Annotated in this window: 20 protein-coding genes; 12 read left to right on the top strand and 8 right to left on the bottom strand. The window is 67.6% G+C overall.

What is annotated here, in order from left to right; genetic code table 11:
• Positions 1-46 precede the first annotated feature (46 nt).
• The 6 genes from OKW87_RS16010 (at position 47) to OKW87_RS16035 (ending at position 7,901) form a co-directional block, all read left to right on the top strand.
• Positions 47-2,860, top strand: a complete 2,814-nt coding sequence (locus tag OKW87_RS16010; RefSeq protein WP_265540965.1) for a DUF3857 domain-containing protein — start codon at positions 47-49, stop codon at positions 2,858-2,860.
• Positions 2,861-2,901: 41 nt separating this feature from the next.
• A complete protein-coding gene (locus OKW87_RS16015) occupies positions 2,902-3,858 on the top strand; it encodes a polysaccharide deacetylase (RefSeq protein WP_265540966.1) in 957 nt (318 codons plus the stop codon).
• Positions 3,855-4,796: a GNAT family N-acetyltransferase gene (locus tag OKW87_RS16020; RefSeq protein WP_265540968.1), complete on the top strand. Its 942-nt coding sequence runs from the start codon at positions 3,855-3,857 to the stop codon at positions 4,794-4,796. Before OKW87_RS16015 ends, OKW87_RS16020 begins: the two co-directional genes overlap by 4 nt.
• A 148-nt stretch (positions 4,797-4,944) precedes the next feature.
• On the top strand, positions 4,945-5,676 hold the full coding sequence (gene recO, locus OKW87_RS16025; protein ID WP_265540969.1) for a DNA repair protein RecO: 732 nt from the start codon (positions 4,945-4,947) through the stop codon (positions 5,674-5,676).
• A gap of 72 nt (positions 5,677-5,748) precedes the next feature.
• The gene (leuB, locus tag OKW87_RS16030) at positions 5,749-6,801 is read left to right on the top strand and encodes a 3-isopropylmalate dehydrogenase (RefSeq protein ID WP_265540971.1); all 1,053 of its coding nucleotides are present in this window, start codon (positions 5,749-5,751) and stop codon (positions 6,799-6,801) included.
• Entirely contained in the window at positions 6,798-7,901 is a 1,104-nt protein-coding gene (locus OKW87_RS16035; RefSeq protein ID WP_265540973.1) for a glycosyltransferase, read from the top strand. The genes leuB and OKW87_RS16035 overlap by 4 nt, the downstream gene beginning before the upstream one ends.
• 131 nt (positions 7,902-8,032) lie before the next feature.
• Here OKW87_RS16035 and OKW87_RS16040 read toward each other — a convergent pair whose 3' ends face one another.
• Positions 8,033-9,331, bottom strand: coding sequence for a glycosyltransferase family 39 protein (locus OKW87_RS16040; protein WP_265540975.1), 1,299 nt, complete (start codon positions 9,329-9,331; stop codon positions 8,033-8,035).
• 206 nt (positions 9,332-9,537) lie between these two features.
• On the opposite strand from OKW87_RS16040, the gene OKW87_RS16045 reads away from it, so the two are divergent.
• The 5 genes from OKW87_RS16045 to OKW87_RS16065 are packed head-to-tail and all read left to right on the top strand — an operon-like array spanning position 9,538 to position 12,701.
• Entirely contained in the window at positions 9,538-10,743 is a 1,206-nt protein-coding gene (locus tag OKW87_RS16045; RefSeq protein WP_265540977.1) for a trans-sulfuration enzyme family protein, read from the top strand.
• Positions 10,743-11,141, top strand: coding sequence for a Co2+/Mg2+ efflux protein ApaG (apaG, locus tag OKW87_RS16050; protein WP_265540979.1), 399 nt, complete (start codon positions 10,743-10,745; stop codon positions 11,139-11,141). Before OKW87_RS16045 ends, apaG begins: the two co-directional genes overlap by 1 nt.
• Positions 11,138-11,926 carry a LysR family transcriptional regulator gene (locus tag OKW87_RS16055; protein ID WP_265540981.1) on the top strand — a complete coding sequence of 263 codons (789 nt, stop codon included), beginning with the start codon at positions 11,138-11,140 and terminating at the stop codon, positions 11,924-11,926. The genes apaG and OKW87_RS16055 overlap by 4 nt, the downstream gene beginning before the upstream one ends.
• Positions 11,923-12,465 carry a GNAT family N-acetyltransferase gene (locus OKW87_RS16060; RefSeq protein ID WP_265540982.1) on the top strand — a complete coding sequence of 181 codons (543 nt, stop codon included), beginning with the start codon at positions 11,923-11,925 and terminating at the stop codon, positions 12,463-12,465. The genes OKW87_RS16055 and OKW87_RS16060 overlap by 4 nt, the downstream gene beginning before the upstream one ends.
• Entirely contained in the window at positions 12,447-12,701 is a 255-nt protein-coding gene (locus tag OKW87_RS16065; protein ID WP_265540984.1) for a hypothetical protein, read from the top strand. Before OKW87_RS16060 ends, OKW87_RS16065 begins: the two co-directional genes overlap by 19 nt.
• On the opposite strand, the gene OKW87_RS16070 is transcribed toward OKW87_RS16065, so the two are convergent.
• From OKW87_RS16070 to OKW87_RS16090, 5 genes are all read right to left on the bottom strand, one after another.
• Positions 12,698-14,029, bottom strand: coding sequence for a serine hydrolase (locus tag OKW87_RS16070; RefSeq protein ID WP_265540986.1), 1,332 nt, complete (start codon positions 14,027-14,029; stop codon positions 12,698-12,700). The two genes, OKW87_RS16065 and OKW87_RS16070, sit on opposite strands and share 4 nt — an antisense overlap.
• Before the next feature lie 56 nt (positions 14,030-14,085).
• Entirely contained in the window at positions 14,086-14,661 is a 576-nt protein-coding gene (locus OKW87_RS16075) for a hypothetical protein (protein WP_265540988.1), read from the bottom strand.
• Positions 14,658-15,173 (bottom strand): RNA polymerase sigma factor, encoded by a 516-nt coding sequence (locus tag OKW87_RS16080; protein ID WP_265540990.1) that lies wholly within the window; start codon positions 15,171-15,173, stop codon positions 14,658-14,660. The genes OKW87_RS16075 and OKW87_RS16080 overlap by 4 nt, the downstream gene beginning before the upstream one ends.
• A gap of 123 nt (positions 15,174-15,296) precedes the next feature.
• Positions 15,297-17,279 (bottom strand): DNA topoisomerase IV subunit B, encoded by a 1,983-nt coding sequence (gene parE / locus OKW87_RS16085; RefSeq protein ID WP_265540992.1) that lies wholly within the window; start codon positions 17,277-17,279, stop codon positions 15,297-15,299.
• Between the two features lie 71 nt (positions 17,280-17,350).
• On the bottom strand, positions 17,351-17,479 hold the full coding sequence (locus OKW87_RS16090; RefSeq protein WP_265540993.1) for a hypothetical protein: 129 nt from the start codon (positions 17,477-17,479) through the stop codon (positions 17,351-17,353).
• A 164-nt stretch (positions 17,480-17,643) separates the two neighbouring features.
• On the opposite strand from OKW87_RS16090, the gene OKW87_RS16095 reads away from it, so the two are divergent.
• The gene (locus OKW87_RS16095) at positions 17,644-18,489 is read left to right on the top strand and encodes an outer membrane protein (protein WP_265540994.1); all 846 of its coding nucleotides are present in this window, start codon (positions 17,644-17,646) and stop codon (positions 18,487-18,489) included.
• 77 nt (positions 18,490-18,566) lie between these two features.
• Here the strand turns inward: OKW87_RS16095 and OKW87_RS16100 are convergent, their stop codons facing one another.
• Both OKW87_RS16100 and OKW87_RS16105 read right to left on the bottom strand, forming a co-directional pair.
• Positions 18,567-18,788, bottom strand: coding sequence for a hypothetical protein (locus OKW87_RS16100; protein WP_265540995.1), 222 nt, complete (start codon positions 18,786-18,788; stop codon positions 18,567-18,569).
• A 35-nt stretch (positions 18,789-18,823) separates the two neighbouring features.
• A complete protein-coding gene (locus OKW87_RS16105; RefSeq protein ID WP_265540998.1) occupies positions 18,824-19,510 on the bottom strand; it encodes a GcrA family cell cycle regulator in 687 nt (228 codons plus the stop codon).
• Positions 19,511-19,553: the final 43 nt, after the last annotated feature.

Below are 19,553 nucleotides of genomic sequence, written 5' to 3' on the forward strand. Positions count from 1 at the left end.
GGCGCGCCCGCTGCTGTACCTTCCCGCATCAGGGGCAGGGGGCGTGATGATCTTTCGCAGTCTATTGGCGGTCGCAGCATTTTGCGTCGCAGGTTCGGCATGGCCGGGTTCGGCAAAAGCGGGCGATAAGCCGCTGTATCAGCCGCGACCGGCGTGGGTGGCGGTCGCGCCGGATCCGGCGCTCGCCACGCTGACCGACAGCTCGCCCGCGCTCGTTATCTTCGACCAGCAACAGCGGATCGGCGACGGTCAGGTCTGGGCCTATGCGGATCGCGCGACCCGCGTCATTTCCTCGCAGACCATGCGCGAGATCGGGACGGTGGCGCTTCCCTGGCAACCCGACGCGGGCGATCTGATCATCCACAGCGCGAAGATCCTGCGCGCCGGCGGGGACGTCGACCTTATCGCCGCGGGGCAGCGCTTCGAGGTGCTGCGGCGCGAGGAGCAATTGGAGCAGTGGCAACTCAACGGCACGCTCACCGCGACGATGGCGGTGGAAGGGCTTCGCGTCGGCGACGTACTGCGGATCGCTTATTCGATCACCAGCAAGGACAAGGCGCTGCAAGGCAACGTCCAGACCCAATTGCCGCTGATCGCCGAGCCGATGCGGGCTGGCTTTGCGCGTGCGCGGCTGAGTTGGCCGGCGGGGATCGACCTAAAGTGGCGGGCCTATCCCGATGGTCTATCGCCCAAGGCCGAGCGCAAAGCCGGCTATGACGAAATCGACGTGACGCTGCCGCTGGCCAAGCCGGCCGAGCTGCCCGCCGATGCGCCGGCGCGCTATCGCAAGCCGCAGCTGCTCGAGGCGACGAGCTTTGCCGACTGGGCGGCGGTGTCGCGCGTCATGGCGCCGCTATATGCGAGCGACGGATTGATCACACCCGGCAGTCCGCTAGCCGCCGAAGTGGCGAAGATTGCGGCCAAATCGAGCGATCCGCGCACTCGCGCGGCGATGGCGCTTCGGCTGGTGCAGGACGAGGTCCGCTATCTGTTCCGGGGGATGGATGGCGGCAATTACATTCCCCAGTCGCCGGCAAGCACCTGGTCGCTGCGCTATGGCGATTGCAAGGCGAAGACCCTGCTTCTGCTCGCGATTCTCGGCGCATTGAAGATCGAGGCGGAACCGGTGCTCGCCAGCCTCGAAATGGGGGATCTCGTCGCCCAGCGGCTGCCCTCGCCCGGGGCGTTCGATCATGTGATCGTGCGCGCCGTGATCCAGGGCAAGAGCCTGTGGCTCGACGGGACCGGCAATGGCGCGCGCGAGGGCGATCTGGACGATACGCCTCCGTTTCGGAACGTGCTGCCGGTGCGCGCGGAGGGCGCGGCGTTGATGCCGATCGTGATGCGCGCGCCCGCCCGGCCGATGGCGGAGGCCGAAATCGAGCTCGATCAGAGTGCCGGGCTGGCGGTGCCCGCCCCCTTCAAGATCGTCCTGACGGTGCGCGGGGCGCTTGCCGAAGTCTATCATGCCGGCGCGAGCCAGGCGAACAAGGAGCAGATGTCCGAACTTGGGCAGGCGCTGGTGAGCCAGATGCTGGGCGACGCCATGTCGGTTGCCCGTTCGGTGACCTACGATGCCGAAGCTGCAACCGCGACGGTGACCGTGCACGGCGTTGTCGGCAGTCGCTGGAAGGTCGAGCAGGGTCGGTATCGCACCGTCTTCGACAAGACGCTCAGCGAGCTGGAATTCGCCCCCGATCGCGCGCGGCCGGCGTGGAAGGACATCCCCGTGATGTCGGCGCCGCGGGCATTCTCGACCATCCTGCGCCTGCGCAGCAAGCTGCCGCGCAACGGTGCCGGGTTCGAATTCGAAGGCGATCGAACGCTGCCGCCGCGGCTTGCCGGGGCGACGATCACCCGCACGACCGCGTTGGCCAACGGCTGGGCGACGCTCGAGGATCGAATCGCGATCGATGCGAGCGAGATCGCGCCGGGAGACGTCGCCGCAGTTCGCGCGCAGGTGGCGCTCGCCAAGAGCCGCCCGCTCAAGATCGTCGCGCCCGCCGATTATCCGCCCCGCTGGAAGGTCGTCGCAGATGCGAAGCGGACAAATGCCTTCGCACCGCTGTTCGCGGCTTATGCCGCGGCCATCGCCGATGATCCTGAGGAAGTGGTGGGCTATACCAACCGGGCATCGTTCCTGAACGGGATCTGGGACTGGAAAGGGGCGGTTGCCGATCTGGACAAGGCGATTGCGCTGGCGCCCACGGCCGCGCTCCATTTCTGGCGGGCGCGCATGCGGACGATGTTGCGCGACGACAGCGGCGCGATCGCCGATGCCGAGGCGGGACTGACGCTCGAGCCTGGATCGACCGAAGGCATCGGCCAGCTGGCGACGCTTCGCTTCCGCGCGGGTCAGCGCGACGCGGCGCTCGCCTCGATCGCCGAGCGCATCGCCCAGGGCGGAACCGAGAAGCTCGCTTTCGTGTCGCAGCAGGGATCGTTGCTCGCCGAGGCGGGGCGCGGCGAAGAGGCGATCGCGGTGCTCGATGCGGCGATCAAGACCAATCCAGGCAATGCGACATTGCTCAACGAGCGCTGCTGGCTGAAGGGCACGATGAACCTCGCGCTCGACACGGCGCTCAAGGATTGCACCAAGGGCATCGAGCTCGCCGAGAATCCGTCTTCGATCTACGACAGTCGGGCGATGGTCTATTTTCGGATGGGCCGGATGGAGGAAGCACTCGCCGACCTGGACGCCGCGCTCGACCTGGCACCGGCGCAGGACGCGAGCCTCTATCTGCGCGGGGTGGTGCGCAAGCGGATGGGCAACAAGGCGGCCGACGAGGATCTGGCCGCGGCGCGGATGATGTCGGCTCGTATCGACGAGGACTATGCACGCTACGGCATCAAGCCGTGAGAATTTGGAGTTTCTTCACCGCATTCTGCTAGTTGCGCAGCATGCCGACCCGCGTCTTCATCACGATCGACACCGAGCTCATGTGGCGGCATCATGTCGCGGGACTCGATGCCGATACGATCGTCCAGCGTTCGCTCGAGCCCGCCGGCGTCGGCGTCGGCTGGCAGCTGGCGGAGCTGAAGCGGCACGGGCTGAAGGCCTGCTTCTTCGTCGATCCCATGCCGGCGCTGGTCTATGGGCTCGATCCGATCAAGCGGATCGTCGGCGCTATCCTGGAGGCGGGGCAGGAGGTGCAGCTGCATCTGCATCCCAACTGGACCGGCGCGCATGCCGGCGATCGCGGCGCGAGCTATGGGCCGTTCGAGTTGATTGACTACAGCCTGAAGGAGCAGGTCGAGCTGCTTTCCGGCGCGGCGGACATGCTCCTCGCCGCGGGTGCGCCCGAGCAGATCGCGTTCCGATCGGGATCCTATTCGGCGAGCGACGATACGCTGGGCGCGCTCGCGCAGCTCGGCTTCGTCTATGACAGCAGCCATAATGGCTCCGAACATCCCTGGCCCAGCGCGATCAGCCTGGGGCCGCGGCAGATCGCGCCGATCGCGCATTGCGGGATCATCGAAGTGCCGGTGACGCTGATCGAGGACCAGAAGGGGCATTTGCGGCACTTCCAGATCTGCGCGCTCTCGGCCGCGGAGATGCGGGCGGCGCTCGATCATGCGGTGGCGCGCAACCATGTCGCGGTGACGATCGTCAGCCACGGATTCGAGCTCGCCAATCGCGCGGGGACGCGGGCGAACGGGGTGCATGTCCGCCGCTTCGAGGCGCTGTGCCGGATGCTGGCGGAGCGGCAGGGGGGGCTGGCGACCGCGCATTTCGCCGACCGCCCGCACATGGCGCTGGGGCAGGACGACCAGCCGCTGGGGCCGAGCCGGCTGCGCACCGGGCTGCGCCAGGCCGAGCAGCTCTGGTCCAACCTGGTCGAGGAACGGGCGGCTTGAACGCATTGACGAAGATCGAGGCCGAAGCGGCGCGCCCGGTGCCGCTCAAGTTCGAAATCGGCGCGCGGACGCTGCTGACGATCCGCCGATCGCTGGTGCGGGTGCCGCTCGATCTGCGCGAGGCGCGGGCGGGGGGACTGCCGGCACTGCCGCCGCTTGGCCGCGCGGCGCAGGGTTATTCGGTGACTTCGCTTCCCGAGGTCCAGCTGGCGGCGCTGGTGGCGGAATCCGGGGGCATGCTGCCCTTCGTTCGGCAACGGTATACGCGTTATTATGCCGATTTTTCGGGTGGCTTCGACGCGTGGCTCGCGGGGCTGTCGTCGAACGCGCGGCAGAGCTTGCGGCGCAAGGCCAAGAAGATCGCGGCGCTTTCGGGCGGCGCGCTCGACGTGCGGCGCTTCGACACGCCCGAGGAGCTGGAGGCTTTCCACGCGATCGCGCGGCCGTTGTCGCTGCGTACCTATCAGGAACGGCTGCTGGGATCGGGGCTGCCCGACGATGCGGCGTTTCGCGCGGAAATGCTGCGGCAGGCCGCGGCGGGGCAGGTGCGCGCCTGGCTACTTTATATCGGCGGGGAGGCCGCGGCCTATCTCTATTGCCCCGCGGCGGGGGATACGCTGATCTATGCCTATGTCGGGCATGATCCGGCGCATAACGATCTGTCGCCCGGGGCGGTGCTGCAGATGGAGGCGTTCCAGGATCTGTTCGCGGAAGGCCGGTTCGCGACCTTCGACTTCACCGAGGGCGAGGGGCAGCACAAGCGCCAGTTCGCGACCGGCGGGGTGGCGTGCGTGGATTTGCTGCTGCTGCGGCCTTCGCTGGCGAACCGGGCGACGATGGCGGCTTTGGGTGGGTTCAATGCTGCGGTGGCGGGGGTGAAGCGCGGGGTGCTTGCTGCCGGGCTTGGGAAACTGGCGAAGCGCCTGCGGCGGGGGTGATCCTCCCCGGCACGGGGAGGGGGACCAGCCGCAGGCTGGTGGAGGGGGCTCGCCACCAACCGAATCGCGCGTTGAGAGCCCCCTCCACCACGCCGCTTCGCGTCGCGGTCCCCCTCCCCGTGCCGGGGAGGATCGTTTAGGGAGCCTCATGCACCTGCGCGCCGAAGCCATCCTTCTCTCCGTCCGCGCGCATGGCGAACATGGCGCGATCGTGCGGGCGTTGACCGAGCGTGACGGGCTGCAGCCGGGCTATGTGCGCGGGGGGCGATCGCGGGCGTTGCGGCCGGTGTTGCAGCCGTCGAACCTGATATTGGGCGAGTGGCGCGCGCGGACCGAGGAGCAATTGGCGGGGCTTACCGTCGAGCTGATCCACAGCCGCGCGCCCTTGTTCGGCGAGGCGCTGCCCGCGGCGGCATTGCAATGGGCGACGGCGCTGACCGCGGCGACCTTGCCCGATGCCCAGCCTTATCCGCATCTCTATTCGGCGCTCGACGGGGTGCTCTCGGCGATCGAGGCGGCGCCTGCGGCGCGGGGCTGGGCGGTTGCTTTGGTGCGCTATGAGCTGCTGCTGCTTGCCGAACTGGGCTTCGGGCTCGACCTTGAGCAGTGCGCGGCGACCGGGCGAAGCGACGATCTGGCGTTCGTGAGTCCCAAGAGCGGGATCGCGGTGAGCCGGGCGGGTGCGGCGGGCTATGAGAATCGGCTGCTGCGGCTGCCCTCGTTCCTGACCGAGGGCGGCGCGGCGGAGTGGGGCGATATAGTCGACGGGCTGCGGATCACCGGGCATTTTCTGGAGCGCGATTTGCTGACCGCGCGCGGGGCGGACGTGCTCGCGGCGCGGGCCCGGCTGGTCGATCGGCTCAAGCGGGCGGTTGCCTAACGCGGTTCGCGGGGGCAAAGCGACGCAAATTGCTCCCTTCCTAGAGGGAGAGGGGCCGCACAAGGAAGCTGGATGCCATTGATTGCAGTATTGCCCGGCGACGGGATCGGGCCCGAAGTTACCACCCACGCGCGCCGTGTTCTCGAGGCGCTCGATCTGGGGCTAGAATTCCAGGAAGCGCCGATCGGCGGCGCGGCCTATCTGGCGGCCGGGCGGCCCTTGCCGGCCGAAACGCTGGCGCTCGCCAAGAAGGCCGATGCGGTCTTGTTCGGCGCGATCGGCGATCCGCGGTTCGAGGGACTGGAGCGGCGGCTGCGGCCCGAGGCGGCGTTGCTGGGCATCCGCCGCGAGCTGGGACTGTTCGCCAATATCCGTCCGGCGACCTTGTTTCCGGGACTCGAGGAAGCCTCGCCGCTCAAGGCGGAGGTGGTCAAGGGGCTCGACATCGTCATCGTCCGCGAGCTGACCGGTGACGTTTATTTCGGCGAGAAGGGCCGGCGTACCAATATCGAGGGGCTGCGCCAGGGCTATGACGTGATGTCGTACAATGAAGGCGAAGTGGACCGGATCGTCCGCGTGGGTTTCGAGATGGCAAAGCGGCGCCGCAAGAAGCTCTGCTCGGTCGACAAGGCCAACGTGCTGGAGACGTCGCAGCTGTGGCGCGACGTGGTGAACGAGATCGCGATCGAATATCCCGAAGTGCAGCTCACCCACATGTATGTCGACAATGCCGCGATGCAGCTGGTGCGGCGTCCGGCCGACTTCGACGTGATCGTGACCGGCAATCTGTTCGGCGACATCCTCTCGGACCAGGCGAGCATGTGCGCGGGATCGATCGGGATGCTCCCCTCGGCGTCGCTGAGCGCGTGGAGCGGGGCGAACGGCATGTATGAGCCGATCCATGGCAGCGCGCCCGACATTGCCGGGCAGGGCAAGGCGAACCCGTGTGCGGCGATCCTCTCCGCGGCGATGCTGCTGCGGCATTCGCTGGTCAACGAGGCGGCGGCGAAGCGAGTCGAGGCGGCGGTGGGCGCTGCACTCGCCAAGGGCGCGCGCACCGCGGACCTGGGCGGGAGCCTGAGCACCACCGAGATGGCCGACGCGGTGTTGCAGGAATTGGTGTGACGGCCAGGTTGCTCGAGCTCGCGATCGTCGTCCCGACGTTCAACGAGCGGGGCAATGTGGCGGCGCTGGTAGCCAAGCTCGACGCGGCGCTGACGGGGCGGGCGTGGGAAGCGATCTTCGTCGATGACGACAGCCCCGACGGGACCGCCGATACGGTGCGAGCGCTGGGGCGAGTCGATCCGCGAGTGCGGGTGATCCAGCGGATCGGGCGGCGGGGGCTTTCCTCGGCCTGCATCGAGGGGATGTGCGCGACCGCGGCGCCTTTGGTGGCGGTGATCGACGGCGACTTGCAGCATGACGAGACGCTGCTGCCGGCGATGCTCGATGCGTTGGAGGGCGAGGCCGCGCTCGACGTGGTGGTCGGATCGCGCTTCTGCGAAGGGGGCTGCACCGGCGACTGGGACGACGAGCGCGTGGCGAAATCGGCGCTGGCGACCCGGCTGTCGCGCCGCGTGCTGAAGGCAGACCTGACCGACCCGATGAGCGGCTTCTTCATGATCCGGACCGAGATCGTCCGCGGGCTGGTGCCAACGCTGTCCGGGATCGGCTTCAAGATATTGCTCGATATCATGACCGCGTCGCCGAGCCCGCTGAAGTTTCGCGAGCTGCCTTATGTGTTTCGCACCCGGACCGAGGGCGAGAGCAAGCTCGATCATGTCGTGGCGATGGAATATCTGATCGCGATCTACGACCGGATGTTCGGCAAGATCGTGCCGGTGCGCTTTGCGATGTTCTCGGGCATCGGCGCGGTGGGGGCGGCGCTGCACTTTGCGGTGTTGTGGCTGCTGTTCCGGCTGCTGGGGGCGGACTTCGTGACCGGGACAATCGTGGCGACGCTCGTCGCGATGACCTTCAACTTCTTCCTCAACAATGCGCTGACCTATCGCGGGCAGCGGCTGAAGGGCGCTCGGGCGCTGTTCGCGGGCTGGGTGAGGTTCTGCCTGGTCTGCTCGGTGGGGGCGGTGGCGAATGTCGGGGTTTCGGCGTTCCTGCACAATGTCCAGCATGGCGACTGGCGGCTGTCGGCACTGGCGGGGATCGCGGTGGCGGCGGTGTGGAATTTCGCGCTGTCGTCAAGGTTTACGTGGGGGCGGTACTGAGCCGAACTCCCGCTCCCTTTGGGAGCGGGAAGGGGCCCGCTCGCATAGCGAGTGGGAAGGGTCAGGGCAGCTCGATCCTCACCCTTCCGGCGCTGCGCGCCTCCCTCCCTCTCCCAATGGGAGAGGGGATTTCACCGCCAGCTATCCAGCCACATCCAGTGGTTGAAATCCTGCGGGTCCGCCAGCGGCGCGGCGGAAAGGATCGGGAAGAAATAGACGAAGGCGATCAGCGCCGCGAAGGCGAACCATTCCTCGCGGCCCCTGGCCTTGCCGGCGTCGAAATGGTGAAACGCCACCGCCACCGCCAGGCACAGGAAGATGCCCGAGAGGTGGTAGTAATAATAGAAGCCGAGCGACTTGGGGATCACCGCGTAAATCGCTAGGCTGGCGGTCCACAGCAACGCGACCGCGAGTGGGCGGGCCGCGCGGGTGCGGAACCAGGCCCAGTAGCAGGCCAGCACCGCGAGCAAACCGCCCCACATGATCACCGGGTTGCCGATCAGCAGTACCCCACGCTGCGCGCCCAGGTCCGGCTCGTAGAAATACCAGATCGGGCGCAGCATCAGCGGCCAGCTCCACCAGTCGGACTGGTAATTGTGGGCGGGCAGGATTTGGGTCTGGAGCGCGTACATCTGCGCCTGGAACGGGATCAGGCGGGCGAGCGGGAGCGGATCGCTGGCGTAGAAGAAGGCGGGCGCGAAGGTCGCGAAATAGACGAGGATGCTGACGATGCCGAGCAGCAGCAGCCCGGGGATCGTGGCGAGGCCGGGCCAATGCGGCTGGTCGCGGCCGGCGAGCGCCCAGGCGATCGGGCGCCTGGCGATTCGGGCGTCGCGCAGGCGGATCACCAGGAAGGCGAGCCCGGCCAGCGCGACATAGGGGATCGCCGCCCATTTGGTGCCGACCGCGAGGCCGAGCAGCACGCTCCCGCCGATCCAGCGCCGCAGCACCTGCGGCCGGGTGCCGCGCATCGCCCACAGCATCAGCACCAGCGCCCAGAGCAGGAAGGCGCCCAGGAAGACGTCGAGCATCGCGGTGCGCGCCTGGACGTAGAGCGTCTGGTTGAGCGCGACGAGGATAGCGCCGATCAGCGCCGGCCGCATTGCGCCGAGCAGCAGCCAGAGGAAGGCGAAGGCGCCTAGCACGGTGGCCGTGCCGGCGACGGTGGTGAAGGCGCGCCAGCCGAACGGATTGTCGCCGAACAGCAGGATGCCCGCGCCGATCAGCGCCTTGCCGACCAGGGGATGCTCGATGTTGCGCGGCCCTTCGAGACCAAGCAGCGCGTTCGCCGCGGGGACATAATGGACTTCGTCGAACATGATCCGGCTCGGCTGATCGAGATGGATCGTGAAGAGCAGTTGCGCGGCGAGCCCCAGCAGCAACGCGACGAGATAGGGGCGGTCGTGGAGAGCCTTGAGGCGAGCGAGCATGCGGGGTGGATAGCGAACTACTCCCCTCCCTGAAAGGGAGGGGTAGGGGGTGGGTTCAGCGCCGGCAGAGGCTCGATGCCTCTGGCGATGCTCCTGGCTGCGCGCTCAGGAGGCTCGCGCCGCTCGCCACCCACCCCCGGCCCCTCCCTTGCAGGGAGGGGAGAAGAGGTTGACGCGGGCCATGCTGCACCGGCAAAGCATTTTGCATGAAGCGCCGTACCGGACAGGATCGCACGATCACCCGCAACTGGAAGCCCGCCACCCAGGCCGTGCGCGGCGGGACCGCGCGTTCGGAGTTTGGCGAAACCAGCGAGGCTTTGTTCCTCACCTCGGGCTATGCCTATGATTGCGCCGCCGACGCCGCGGCGCGCTTTGCCGGCGAGCAGGACGGGATGACCTATTCCCGGCTGCAGAACCCGACGGTGCAGATGCTCGAGGAGCGGATCGCGTTGCTGGAGGGCGCCGAGGCGTGCCGCACGATGGCGACGGGCATGGCGGCGATGACCGCGGCCTTGCTCTGCCAGCTCGAGCAGGGCGACCATATCGTCGCCGGGCGCGCGGCGTTCGGATCGTGCCGCTGGCTGACCGATACGCTGCTGCCCAAGTTCGGGATTGGCGTGACGATCGTCGATGCGCGCGACGCGCAGCAATTCCACGACGCGGCGACCGACAAGACCAAGCTGTTCTTCTTCGAGACGCCGGCCAACCCGACGATGGACGTGGTCGATCTCGAAGCCGTGTGCGGGATCGCCAAGGCGCGCGGAATCACGACCGTGGTCGACAATGCCTTCGCGACCCCGGCGCTGCAGCGGCCGATGGATTTCGGCGCGGACGTGGTGGCCTATTCGGCGACCAAGATGATGGACGGGCAGGGGCGCGTGCTGGCCGGCGCGGTGACGGGCTCCGAGGAGTTCATCAACAATGTGCTGCTGCCGTTCACGCGCAACACCGGGCCGACCCTGAGCGCCTTCAATGCCTGGGTGGTGCTGAAGGGCCTGGAGACGCTCGACCTGCGCATCCGCCGCCAGAGCGAGAATGCGCTGAAAGTCGGGCGCTTCCTCGAACGGCGCGTGCCCAAGATCAATTTCCCGGCGCTGCCCAGCCATCCGCAGCATAATCTGTTCATGCGCCAGATGGCCGATGCGGGGCCGATCTTCTCGTTCGAAGTCGAGGACCGCGCGCAGGCGCATGGCCTGCTCGACGCGCTCGAGCTTATCGACATCTCGAACAATATAGGCGACTCGCGCTCGCTGATGACGCATCCTTCCTCGACCACCCATTCGGGCGTGGCCGAGGAAAAACGGATCGAGATGGGCGTTACCGAAGGTATGTTGCGCTTGAACGTTGGTCTCGAAGATCCCGAGGATGTGGTGGCCGATCTCGATCAGGCGCTTGGCCAAGTCGGGCTGTGATGAAGGCGCTGTTCACCGAGGAAGCCGAAACTCGCGGCATCGTGGTGCGCGTGTCGGTTTCCTATCTGCCCGAACAGTCCGAGCCGCAGCGCGGCCGCTGGTTCTGGGCCTATCATATCCGCATCGAGAATGCGGGATCGTTCACCGTGCAGCTGCTGACGCGCCACTGGACCATCACCGACGGCCGCGGATCGCGCCATTCGGTGGAGGGTGAGGGCGTGGTGGGCGAGCAGCCGATGATCGAGCCGGGCGCGAGCTTCGACTATGTGTCAGGCTGCCCGCTCTCGACACCGACGGGCAGCATGCAGGGGACCTATCATATGATCGCCGAAGACGGTTCGGCGTTCGACGTGGCGATCCCGAGTTTTGCGCTGCTGGCGCCGGCGGTGATGGGGTGAAGCGCACCCACCTTCCCCTAAACGGCCTGCGCGTGCTCGATGCGGCGGCGCGGCATCTGTCGTTTACGCGCGCCGCGGACGAACTGGCGGTCACCCCCGCAGCGGTGGGCCAGCAGATCCGCGCGCTGGAGGATACGCTGGGCGTCGTGCTGTTTCGCCGCACCACCAAGGGGCTGGAGCTTACCCCAGAGGCCGAGGCGGGGCTCACCGCGCTGCGCGCGGGGTTCCTCCAGTTCGAGGAATCGGTTCGGGCGATGCAGGCGGGGCAGTCTTCGAAATCGCTGACGATCGCGGCGCCGCGCGACCTGACCGCGAAGTGGCTGATGCCCAGGCTTGCCGAGATCGCCCGCGGCGACGGCGAATTGCGCTTCATGCTGATCCCGGCCGACGATCTGGTCGACTTCACCGAGGCCAATCTGGATCTGGCGATCCGCTGGGGCGAGGGGCCGGGCGAGCATGAGGGCGAGGCGCTCGAGAGCGACGGGATGGTGACGGTCGAGCGGCCCCAGGGCGGGGTCGACACCCGGATCGCCTGGCCGGGCTGCCTGGCCGAGGATGCCTCGCTGGTGCGGGTGTCGGATGCCGGGCTGGCGCTCGATGCCGCCGCCGAAGGGCTGGGCCGCGCGACGGTGCCCGAACTGCTCGCGCGGGGCGACATCGCCTCCGGCAGGGTGGTCGCGGTGGGCGAGAGCAAGGCGTCGCGGCTCGGTTACTGGCTGGTCGCGCCGCTGCCGCAGTGGCGGCAGAAGAAGGTGCGCGCGCTGGTCGACGCATTGGCGGCGTGAGGCGGCGGACCACGCCGATCCTCAAGACCGAGCGGCTGCTGTTGCGCCCGCGCCGGCCCGAGGATGCCGAATCGCTGCATCCCAGCTATGCCGACGAGGAATGCATGAAATGGTGGTCGACGCCGCCGCACCGCACCGTCGAGCAGACCCGCGAGAGCTTCGCGACCGACGATCCGGCCTGGCGCTGCTGGTCGATCACCGCGCGCGAGAATGACTATGCGATCGGCTTCGTCGCGGTGGGCGAGAAGCGGCAGGGCAATGTCAGCGAGATCGGCTATATGATCGCCAAGCCGCATTGGGGCACCGGCATCGCCCGCGAAGGCGTGGCGCGGGTGATCGACCAGATCTTCGATGAGGGACAGCGCCGCGTGTTCGCCGATACCGATCCCGACAATCTGCCGTCGCGGCGGTTGCTCGAGAAGCTCGGCTTCAAGCTGGAGGGCATCCTGCGCGGCGAGTGGGAGACGCATATCGGGGTGCGCGATACCGCGCTGTATGGCTTGTTGCGGTACGAGTGGGCATGGCCGCGCCGGACCTGAACGATCCCGCCCAGCGCGCGGCATACCATCGCGAGCTGCGCGGGGTGGGCGTGAAGCTGCGCCGCGCGGGGTTGGGACTTTCGCTGCTCGGGGCGCTGCTGGTGCTGTCGCATCGCCGCGGGGTGGAGGCGGTGCCGCTGTGGCTGGGCGCGGGGGTGCTGGGCATTGGCGTGCTGGTGATGGTCGCGGCGATTTCTACGCGGATGGCGTATCACCGGCTGCGGATGCGGAATTAGGGCGCGCCGAAGTCCAGCTCCGCCGCACGCCCGATCAGCCCCACGAAGCGGAGCGTATCGACGTCGCGCGCGGGATCGTTCCAGCTGCCGGTGAGTGCGTACCAGTCGCCATCCTTCGCCTGGAGCAGCAGCGTGAGGTTCAGCACGCCCGGCTCCGAGCCGCCCTTGAAGCCGACCCACTGCCAGCCTGACGCCACGTTGCGCGGGATGCCGGGGTTTTTCGAGAGGATCGCGCGGGCCTCGGCACCAGCGGGCCCTTCGCTGTTGCGGCGGAGCCAGTCCATCACCCGCACGAGATCGGCAGGGCTCATATACCATTCGAGCGTATCGATCATCACCGGCTTGCCGTCGCGGAACAGGTCCGGCCGGATCAGCAGCGCCGGCGCGTCGGCGATCTCGCGGTCGAGCATGCGCCGCCGCCCGGCTTCGTCGAGCGCGAGATAGCGGGGGGCGAGATCGGCAATCCCCTTGAGCTTGAACATCTCCATCGTCGAGAGGAACGGCCGGTTGCGCGGGTCCGGCGCGGCCCCGACCACGGGGAGCATCGCCTCGACCCTCTCGCGGCCGAGCGTCTTCAGCAGGATATCGGTCGCGCTGTTGTCGCTGATCGAGATCATCTGGGTGGCGAGCTCGCGCAGGCTCACCTGGGTGCCCTTGGGCTTGAGGTTATAGCCGCCGGCCGGGAGCATCGAGCCATCGAGCGTGACCAGATCGTCCCATTTGCGCTCGTTCGCAGTGGTGGCGCGGACGAGTTCGGCGAGGATGACCAGCTTGAAGGCGGAGCCGATCGCGAAGCGCTGCTCGGGCTGGTGGAAGGCGAGCAATTGCGGTGTGCTGTCGCCCAGTTTCGCAAGCGCGAAGCCAGTGGCGCCGGGTAGCGTGCGGAGTGCGGCGGCGACTTCGTCGAGCGTCCTTTCGCGTCCGCTCATGCCGAGCACGCGCAGCCCGGTGACCTGGTGCGGCGGCCGGGGATCGAGGACCAGCGCGATCGACGCGACGGCATTGCGATAGGCGACCTTCACAAGTCCGGAGAAAGGGGTTTGCGGCTCGATCGATTCGATCCCGACGATCGGTCCCCCGGTAGCGGCAAGCTGCGCGTTGACAGGATCGAGCTTGGCTTTGGGAATTGCGGTCCGGAAACCGGGAGCGAACAGGGCGTCATAGTCGCCGGCGCCGCCGAGGATGGCGACCAGTTCCCTGGCCCTGGCCGCCAGCGCGGGATCGGCGCGGACCGGTGCGGCGGCAGGCGCGGGGGCGGACTGGGGCTGCGCCGCGGCCGGAAGCGGCGCCACGAGGGCAAGGATGGGGAGCAGCAGGGACAGTCGCATAGACACCTCTCTGGCAGGGTTGTTCGCTACGGTATGGCAAGGGCGGGCCGGGAGCATCACGCGATTTCTCCCCGATCGAGCGCATCGATGCTGCGCTGTAGACGCCGCGCGGCGGCGCGATTGAGCAGATGGATACCCCCGAACACCGCGCCGACGATGAGGGCGCCGATGCCGGCCAGGCCCCAGGCCGTTGCGGGCGGCATCTGCTCGGCGGAGGCACGCGCCACCGCCACCAAGTATAGCATGACGCCCGGCACAGCGGGGGCGAGATACCAGCGCCAGACGCTGGCGAGCGAATCGCGTTGGGCGACAAGCATCTCCCGGTGGTACTGGAGGCTGGGCGTGCCGAGTGCGGGGTCGATCGCCTTCGGGCGCCGCTGCCATAGATTGTGCATCACCGCGGCGGTGCCCAAGATTATCGCAACGCACGCAATCCGGATGAGCCAGTCGTCCGATCGCAGCGCGGTATGGGCGAATATGCCCGTCACCAGCAGCCCCGCGGCATATTCGATCGCATCGCGGCGCCACAAGGTGCGGCGCAGGCGAGCGTCGGCGGCGGCCAGCGCGGCGGAATCGGGCACAACGGCGTCGTGATGCTGCTGCACCCACAAAGCGGAAATCGAGTCGGTCATGCTTGCTCCTCCGACCGGAAGCGGCGCGCGAGAAGCGCCTTGATGCGGTGAACCTTTACCGAGACGGTGCCGCGGGCGATGCCGGTGACGTCGGCGATCGAGGCGGCGTCGAGCCCTTCGAGATAGAGCAGGATCACCTGACGATCGGGCGGCTCGAGGGCGCGGATCAGCGCGTTGAGCCGCGCCAGCAGCTGGGCCTGGCCGACCTCGGCTTCGGGATCGTCGGCCGCGAGCAGGGCATCGGCGGCGTCGAGCCCGACCAGCTTTGCCCGGCGGCTGCTGCGTGCGACATGGCTGGCGGCGACATTGTGCGCGACGCGGTACACCCAGGTCGAGACCGCGCAGGCGCCGTCGAAGCGTGCGAAGCTGCGCCAAAGCGCGACATGGATTTCCTGTTCGAGATCGCGCGCCTGCTCGGGATTGGCTTCGACCGCGCGGGCGAGGCGGGCGATCGCGGGCGCGTGCGCGGCGCTTGCCTGTGCGTAGCGCGTGTCCTGTCCGCCTGGCCCCATCGTCGTCCTGCTCCCCGGTTTCGAAGCTTTAGTCGCGGGTGGGGGCAATTGCTTACGGGGAGGTGTGAAAAAATTTGGATGATCCTCTTCCGCCAGGGGGAGGATGGGCTGCTCAGGCGTTGGTCAGGCGTCGATGACTTCCTCGTCGAGCCGCGCGGCATTTTCCTGGATGAAGGCGAAGCGGTGCGCTGGATTGTTGCCCATCAGCCGGTCGACCAGATCCTTCACGCCCGCGCGCTCCTCATATTCCTGGGGGAGGGTGATGCGCAGCAGGCTCCGGCTGGCCGGGTCCATCGTCGTCTCCTTGAGCTGGTTCGGGTTCATCTCGCCCAGCCCCTTGAAGCGGCTGACCTCGACCTTCTTGCCTTTGAATTCCTTCGCCTCGATCTCGAGCCGATGGGCGTCGTCGCGCGCGTAGAGGCTCTTCGAGCCCACCGTCAGCCGATAGAGCGGCGGCTGGGCGAGATACAGATTCCCGTTGCGGACGATGTCGGCCATTTCCTGGAAGAAGAAGGTCATCAGCAGCGTGGCGATATGCGCGCCGTCGACATCGGCGTCGGTCATGATGATGATGCGTTCGTAGCGCAGCTGGCTGGCGTCGCAGTCCTTGCGCGTACCGCAGCCCATCGCCAGGATCAGGTCGGCGATTTCGAGATTTGCGAGAATCTTCGCGCTGGTGGCGGAGGCGACGTTGAGGATCTTGCCGCGGATCGGCAGGATCGCCTGGGTCTTGCGATCGCGCGCCTGCTTGGCCGAGCCGCCGGCCGAATCCCCCTCGACGATGAACAATTCGGTGCCCTTGGGATCGTCCGACGAGCAATCGGTGAGCTTGCCGGGGAGGCGGAGCTTACGCGCCGACGTGGCGGTCTTGCGCTTCACCTCGCGCTCGGCCTTGCGCTTGAGCCGCTCGTCCATGCGCTCGAGGACATAGGCCAGCAACGCCTTGCCGCGGTCCATCCGGTCGGCAAGATAATGATCGAAATGGTCGCGGACCGCCTTTTCGACGAGGCCCGCGGCCTCGGGCGAGGTCAGGCGATCCTTGGTCTGGCTCTGGAATTGCGGCTCGCGGATGAAGACCGAGAGCATCAGCTCGCTGCCGACCATCAGATCGTCGGCGGTGATGTCCTTGGCCTTTTTCTGGCCGACCAGCTCGCCGAACGCGCGGATGCCGCGGGTGAGTGCGGTGCGCAGCCCCTGCTCGTGGGTGCCGCCGTCGGGGGTGGGGATCGTGTTGCAATACCAGCTGTAGCTGCCGTCGCTCCACAACGGCCAGGCGACCGCCCATTCGACTCGGCCCTGCGCCTCGCCGGGGAAATCCTGCGACCCGGAGAAGAATTCAGCGGTGGCGCATTCGCGGCCGGCGACTTGCTCCTTGAGATGATCGGCCAGGCCGCCGGGGAATTGGAACACCGCCTCGGCTGGCGTGTCGTCCCCGATCAGCTCGGGCGCGCATTTCCAGCGTATCTCGACGCCGGCGAACAGATAGGCCTTGGACCGCGCGAGCTTGTAGAGCCGCGCCGGCTTGAAGTGCATTTCGGGCCCGAAGATTTCGGGATCGGGGGTGAAGGCGACGCTGGTGCCGCGGCGATTGGGGGTGCCGCCGAGATGCTCGAGCGGGCCCTGGGTGAGCCCCTTGCTGAATCGCTGGCGATAGAGCTGCTTGTCGCGCGCCACTTCGATGACGGTGTCGATCGAGAGCGCGTTGACGACGCTGACGCCGACGCCGTGGAGGCCGCCGCTTGTCGCATAGGCCTTGCCGTCGAACTTGCCGCCCGAATGGAGCGTCGAGAGGATGACCTCCAGCGCCGACTTGTCGGGGAATTTGGGGTGCGGATCGACCGGGATGCCGCGGCCATTGTCGACGATCGTCAGCCGGTTGCCGGGCTCGAGCGTGATCTCGATCCGGCTGGCGTGGCCGGCGACTGCCTCGTCCATCGCATTATCGAGCACTTCGGCGGCGAGATGGTGGAGCGCGCGCTCGTCGGTCCCGCCGATATACATGCCGGGGCGCCGCCGGACTGGCTCCAGCCCCTCCAGCACTTCGATCGAGGAGGCGTCATAGGTGTCGGAGGGGACGCCGGGCGCGGCAAACAGATCTTCAGCCATGGGGGCGGTATAGGGTCACGGGAATCGGGCGCGCAAGGCGGGGTGCACCGGAGGCTGTGGACGAGGCGGGGTCAGGGCCGGCCGCAGGTCGCGAGGATGGCGGCGAGCGCGGGCATATCCTTGAGGATGCTGCCGATGCTGCGGGCTTCGCCCTCGGACGCGGTGCCAAGATCAAAGGTCTGGATTTGCTGCAGGAACATGGTCGCCTCCTTCTTCGTGCGAACGGATATAGGCTGCGATCAATGCCTGAGCAAGAACAAAAGAGGAACAACGTTGCGGCCGGCTTCTGCTGCAATGCGGCGAATGGAGCAACTCGCGGAGTCCGGCTTCGTTATCCGGGGCCTTAGTATAACCGGAGTAACCTATGCGTACCCTCAACGGCGCCCTGCTCGGCGCCATCGGCCTCATGGCATTCACCGCCCCCGCCTTCGCCCAAGACCAGGAATTCAGCGGACCCTATATCGGCGGTTCGCTCGGCCACACCTTCCAGCGCAGCGACAATGACGAAACCGTCCAGTTCGACCGTGACCTCAACGGCAGCTTCGGCGATACCGTGGTGACCTCGGCGACCAACGCGCCCAACGCCTTCTCGCCCGGCTTCTGCGGCGGCACCGCGACCAGCAGCGCGCCGGGCACCGGCTGCGGCGACGATCGCGACAGCACCAGCTATGCGGCACGGCTCGGCTTCGACGTCCAGCGCGGCAATTTCGTCGTCGGCGTGGTGGGCGATATCGGCCGGACCGAGATCAGCGACAGCGTCACCGCCTTCAGCACGACGCCCGCGAGCTATACGATGACTCGCTCGATCGACTGGAACGCCGGCCTGCGCCTGCGCGCGGGCTATGCAGCCGGCGGCCGCACGCTGATCTATGCGACCGGCGGCGGCGCCTATGCCAAGGTCGATCATGACTTCGCGACCAGCAACCGCGCCAATTCGTTCACCGTGACCAGCGAAGACAAGGACGTCTGGGGCTGGGCAGCCGGCGGCGGCGTCGAGCAGAAGGTCGGCACCAACTTCTCGATCGGCGTGGAGTATCTCTACACGCGTTTGAACGACGACGATTACAGCGTCCGCGCCGGCGCGCTGACCAGCCCGGCGACGCCGGCGAACAATCCGTTCCTGCTGGGTGCCGCCGGCACGGACTTCCGCCGCAGCGACAATCGCTTCGAGACGCACGGCGTGCGCGCGACGGCGGCCTATCGCTTCTGATCGCTAGGCGATTGCGCATGAGAAGGGCCGGCGGAGCGATCCGCCGGCCCTTTTCGTATCCACCCAGCGGAGGCGCTTCAGGCGTCGGCGAGATCCAGCCTGCGCTTTATCAGGCCAACATCGCCGCGGATGTGATCGAGTTCGACATTGATGCGAGCAATATCCACCGACATCGTCGCAACGTGCTGCTCCAGCGAGCCAAGCCGCATCTTTACCGACGCCTGATCGCGCCGGAAGTCCGGAAACTCGGCGTGAAGGCGCTTCAGAAGCTGAAAAGTGAGTTCCGAAGTGTCGCTCATCCGCGCAAATTACTGCGCAACGCCTGGTGAGTCCATTAACGAACCCGCGGGCCGCCGAAGGGCAAGGGCGGCGGCGGACGGCGATCGCGGCGGGGGAGCTGGGCCTGATAGGCGTGGCCGCAATGCGCGACGCAATACGGGAAGCCCGGGTTCACCTTGTCGCCGCAAAAGTGGAAGTCCGGCTCGCCCGGATGGCCGAGCGGCCATTTGCAGATGCGGTCGTTGAGATCGAGCAGCCCGGTCTTGCCCGCGATCGCCTCGCTCGGCTTGGCGGGGACCAGGCGGCGGGGCGGGGCGGGAGTGATCGGGGCGGACTGCTCGCCGGGATTCTGGCGCAGGAAGCCGCCGGGGCCGACCGAGCGCATCACCGGCGCCTTGGGCTCGCTGGGCTCCTTGGGCTCGGAGGCGACGGCCTCGAAATCATCCTCGGGCTCGTCGTCGATCGGGGCGGCTGCCACCGGCGCGGGCTTGGGTGCAGGCGGCGGGGCGACGGGCGCAGCGGCCTTGGGCTCGGCGGGAGCAGCAGCCGGGGCGGCCGCCGCCGCGGCCTTGGCTTCGTTCGGTTTCACCGGCGAAGGGCGCGCGGGGAGCCCCAGGCGATGCGCCTTGCCGATCACGGCATTGCGCGAGACGCCGCCGAGTTGCTCGGCAATCTGAGTCGCGGTCATGCCGCTGTCCCACATCTTCTTCAGCGTATCGATACGCTCGTCGGTCCAGCTCATATTCTTCCTTCGCCTTGCAGGCAGCCTATGCAGCGGTTACGCG

The organism is Sphingomonas sp. M1-B02 (assembly GCF_026167525.1).
GTDB lineage: Bacteria > Pseudomonadota > Alphaproteobacteria > Sphingomonadales > Sphingomonadaceae > Sphingomonas.

Bases quoted from the DNA above. Each gene is read 5' to 3' on its own strand.
- recO (WP_265540969.1), top strand. From the start codon at position 4,945: ATGCACCTGCGCGCCGAAGCCATCCTTCTCTCCGTCCGCGCGCATGGC.
- OKW87_RS16080 (WP_265540990.1), bottom strand. From the start codon at position 15,173: ATGGGGCCAGGCGGACAGGACACGCGCTACGCACAGGCAAGCGCCGCG.
- OKW87_RS16090 (WP_265540993.1), bottom strand. From the start codon at position 17,479: ATGTTCCTGCAGCAAATCCAGACCTTTGATCTTGGCACCGCGTCCGAG.
- OKW87_RS16015 (WP_265540966.1), top strand. From the start codon at position 2,902: ATGCCGACCCGCGTCTTCATCACGATCGACACCGAGCTCATGTGGCGG.
- leuB (WP_265540971.1), top strand. From the start codon at position 5,749: ATGCCATTGATTGCAGTATTGCCCGGCGACGGGATCGGGCCCGAAGTT.
- parE (WP_265540992.1), bottom strand. From the start codon at position 17,279: ATGGCTGAAGATCTGTTTGCCGCGCCCGGCGTCCCCTCCGACACCTAT.
- OKW87_RS16010 (WP_265540965.1), top strand. From the start codon at position 47: ATGATCTTTCGCAGTCTATTGGCGGTCGCAGCATTTTGCGTCGCAGGT.
- OKW87_RS16100 (WP_265540995.1), bottom strand. From the start codon at position 18,788: ATGAGCGACACTTCGGAACTCACTTTTCAGCTTCTGAAGCGCCTTCAC.
- OKW87_RS16065 (WP_265540984.1), top strand. From the start codon at position 12,447: ATGGCCGCGCCGGACCTGAACGATCCCGCCCAGCGCGCGGCATACCAT.
- OKW87_RS16070 (WP_265540986.1), bottom strand. From the start codon at position 14,029: ATGCGACTGTCCCTGCTGCTCCCCATCCTTGCCCTCGTGGCGCCGCTT.
- OKW87_RS16075 (WP_265540988.1), bottom strand. From the start codon at position 14,661: ATGACCGACTCGATTTCCGCTTTGTGGGTGCAGCAGCATCACGACGCC.
- OKW87_RS16040 (WP_265540975.1), bottom strand. From the start codon at position 9,331: ATGCTCGCTCGCCTCAAGGCTCTCCACGACCGCCCCTATCTCGTCGCG.
- apaG (WP_265540979.1), top strand. From the start codon at position 10,743: ATGAAGGCGCTGTTCACCGAGGAAGCCGAAACTCGCGGCATCGTGGTG.
- OKW87_RS16105 (WP_265540998.1), bottom strand. From the start codon at position 19,510: ATGAGCTGGACCGACGAGCGTATCGATACGCTGAAGAAGATGTGGGAC.
- OKW87_RS16095 (WP_265540994.1), top strand. From the start codon at position 17,644: ATGCGTACCCTCAACGGCGCCCTGCTCGGCGCCATCGGCCTCATGGCA.
- OKW87_RS16045 (WP_265540977.1), top strand. From the start codon at position 9,538: ATGAAGCGCCGTACCGGACAGGATCGCACGATCACCCGCAACTGGAAG.